This is a genomic window from Streptomyces pathocidini, assembly GCF_001418495.1.
Classification (GTDB): Bacteria; Actinomycetota; Actinomycetes; order Streptomycetales; family Streptomycetaceae; genus Streptomyces; species Streptomyces pathocidini.
Genome location: NZ_LIQY01000572.1, coordinates 1 through 2325, shown reverse-complemented (window position 1 = coordinate 2325; position 2325 = coordinate 1). Strand labels below are relative to the sequence as shown.

The 2325-nt window shown below is 75.7% G+C and carries 2 protein-coding genes and 1 pseudogene; all 3 read left to right on the top strand.

The genetic code is table 11. The features are described 5' to 3' along the window. Window positions 1-114 precede the first annotated feature (114 nt). Window positions 115-1404, top strand: a complete 1290-nt coding sequence (locus tag AOK16_RS22800) for a DUF3152 domain-containing protein (RefSeq protein WP_398718128.1) — start codon at window positions 115-117, stop codon at window positions 1402-1404. Between the two features lie 40 nt (window positions 1405-1444). Next, a pseudogene (locus AOK16_RS22795) lies at window positions 1445-1690 on the top strand (ABC transporter ATP-binding protein); the annotation flags it as partial. A gap of 221 nt (window positions 1691-1911) precedes the next feature. Next, window positions 1912-2325: DUF3492 domain-containing protein (locus tag AOK16_RS22790; RefSeq protein WP_157859315.1), on the top strand; the 414-nt coding region annotated here is incomplete at its 3' end.

The following is a 2325-nucleotide window of genomic DNA, read 5'->3' as shown; positions in this document are numbered from 1 at the left end:
CCGCGCGCGGAAGCCGCCGGTGTGCCCGTGTCCTGTGGGCGCCCGCCGCGTGGCGCCCGGCCCGTTGTTCCTTCCGGCGGGGCCGGGACGGGCACGCCCGTGCAGGGCGCGCCGGTGTCCGGCGGTCGGCCGCCGGCCTCCGCCGCCGGATCACGCGGGCTCCGGTCGGCCTCTCCGGCTGTCGGGGGCGCCGCCGACCCGCTCGGCCGGGACGAGTCGGTCTTCGGCGGCCCGCCGACCCGCGCTGCCGAGGCGCGCCCGCCGCGGTTCGGGGTCCTTTCCGCCGGGGCGCGGGTGCGGCCGGATTCCCCTGGGGCCGCGCAGGGCGCTCCGGCGGCGGGTGCCGCCGCCGGAGGGAGCGGGGCGCAGTCCGCGGCCCCTTCGGCCGGGACCGGTGCCGACGCGCCCGCCGGCGCCAGGAGCGGTGCCGGCGCGCCCGCCGGGGTGTTCGTGCCGCGGCCCCGGCAGGAGTACATCGACGCCTTCGACGCCTTCGACGACGAGAGGTTCGGTGGTGCGAATCCGCCGCCCGGTGGGGGCGACGGCGGCAGTGAGCCGGACGAGGCCGACGGTGGTATACCCGGGCCCCGGCGGGCCAAGGGCGGCAAGGGCCGGGCCTTCGCCGGGGTCGCCGCGGCTGCCGTCACCACCGTGCTGGCCGTCGTGGTCGCCGGGCAGGTGGCCGACGGCGGCCGGGACGGCTCCGAGTCCTCCGCGGCGACCGGGGCGCCGCGCCACGACGCGTACGACGCCACCCGCGGCGGCAGCCGCCAGACGCCCGCCGAGCCGCCGCAGGCCCCCACCTCGTACGAGGGCAGGATGGCCGCCCCGTACGAGCTGTCCTCCCACCTCACCGGCTCCGGGGACTTCCAGGCCGTCGGCGGGCACGAGAAGGCGCCCGGCAAGGGACAGGTCGTGCGGTACCGCGTGGACGTCGAGCAGGGGTTGCCGCTGGACGGCAAGCTGTTCGCGGAGGCCGTGCACAAGACCCTGAACGACGACCGGAGTTGGGGCCACGGCGGCACCCGCACCTTCGAGCGGGTCGCGGGCAGGGAGGCGGACTGGGTGATCACTCTCGCCAGCCCCGGCACCACCGCGAAGTGGTGCGCCAGGTCCGGGCTCGACACGACCGTCGACAACGTCTCCTGCGACTCCGCCTCCACCGAGCGCGTCATGATCAACGCGTACCGCTGGGCGCAGGGCGCCGAGACCTACGGCCACGACCGGATGTTCGCCTACCGGCAGATGCTGATCAACCACGAAGTGGGGCACCGGCTCGGGCACAACCACGAGAAGTGCCCGAAGCAGGGCGCGCCGGCGCCGGTCATGCTCCAGCAGACCAAGTACCTGACGACGGACGGTGTCACCTGCAAGCCCAACTCCTGGCCGTTCCCGGCCAGTTGACGGGCAGGCCCTGATCCGCATTGACACGGGCCGAAAGTTCGAGTCGCGGCGCGAGCTGGGGCTCGCGCTGGTCTTCATTGCGCACGACCTGGCGGTGGTCCGCCGGGTCAGCGACCGGGTCGCGGTGATGCGCCGGGGGCGGATCGTCGAACAGGGCACGGTCGCAGAGGTGTACTGCGCGCCCCGGCACGCGTACACCCGCGAGCTGCTGGCCGCTGTGCCGGCGCTTGACCCGGTGCTCGCGGCCGCCCGGCGCACAACCCGGCGCGAACTGGCCCGGGTCTGAACCGCTCCCCAGGAGCCGCGACGGTGGGCCCGGCGGCTTCCGGGGAGTGTTCCGCGGCCGGAGCCTTAGCGGGTCGCAACGCCCATCTGCCGCGAAAGTCACGACCGTTCACCCCTTCCGGTGGCGCGACGGACAACCGTCCGTCGCGCCACCGGTGTACCCGCTTACCGTCTTCCCGCTGCCAGTTGGCGGCTGACCAGACCGAGATCGGGGGTGCACGCGTGCGCGTTGGACTGCTTACGGAGGGTGGATATCCGTACGCGACCGGTGAGGCCAGAGTGTGGTGCGACCGGCTCGTGCGCGGGCTCGCGGACCACGAGTTCGAGGTCTACGCGCTGAGCCGGGGCGAACGGCAGGAGGCCACCGGCCGCCTCGAACTGCCGCCACAGGTGCGACGGGTGCGGACCGCGCCACTGTGGGGGACGGCGGAGGAGTGGAGCCCGGACGGCGAGCCGCTGCACGCGGGCCCGCGCCCGGGGGCGCACGCCCGGTCGCATGCGCGGGCGTACGGGCGGCCCTACGGTCGCCGTGAACGGCGCCGGTTCGCGCGGTACTTCGCCGAACTGGCCGCGGGTGTCTGCGGCGCGGACGGGGTAGACGGGGCGTCGGCCCCGGCGGCGGTGGGTACCCCGGGA